Annotated in this window: 1 protein-coding gene; it reads right to left on the bottom strand. The window is 31.3% G+C overall.

What is annotated here, in order from left to right; translation table 11 throughout:
• Positions 1-560: DUF8616 domain-containing protein (locus CHA01nite_RS20395; RefSeq protein WP_146944841.1), on the bottom strand; the 560-nt coding region annotated here is incomplete at its 3' end.
• Between the last annotated feature and the right edge of the window lie 31 nt (positions 561-591).

Here is a 591-nt window from a genome sequence, read left to right as displayed (position 1 = left end):
TATTCTCTATAATAATAACCATGGAGGGCTTGTCCATTTTTATAAAAAACAATAAGTCCATTTCCATCTCCTGCGCCTTGCTGTCTACTAATATTTTTAATACCTTTTACGTCTAAATCATATTCTACAAACCCTCTAAAACCTATAACTGTAACATTGGGATGTGCTTTAGATATTTGTTTTGCCATAGATCCATTATTTCCAACATCGGAAGCTGAAAGACAAGCAAATAAAATTAAAGTAGGGTTCTTATATTTATCAATATTTGCCCAGTTCTTATTTTTTGCTAACATGGCTTTATCAAAATCTTTTGCACTAAAAAGTCTTTCATCTTCATTCCATAGCATATTTAAATTTCCATGTCCATATACTCTAAAAATACCATCTCCTTTGGTATTTTTTAAAAGATCATGCATTTCTTTAAATTTTTTATGAAAGACGGATTTATCATTCTTTCCAAAAAAATTAACAGGCTCTTCATCACTAATATTACCAAACTGCGAAAAATCATATTTAGAGAAGTCTGGCTCAGAAGAAGCAGGCTCAGCAAGATACGCCATGATGTTTTTATACCACTGAGTTTCCCCAAAA

The organism is Chryseobacterium hagamense (assembly GCF_007991455.1).
GTDB lineage: Bacteria > Bacteroidota > Bacteroidia > Flavobacteriales > Weeksellaceae > Chryseobacterium > Chryseobacterium hagamense.
This window is presented reverse-complemented; position numbering and strand designations above follow the sequence as displayed.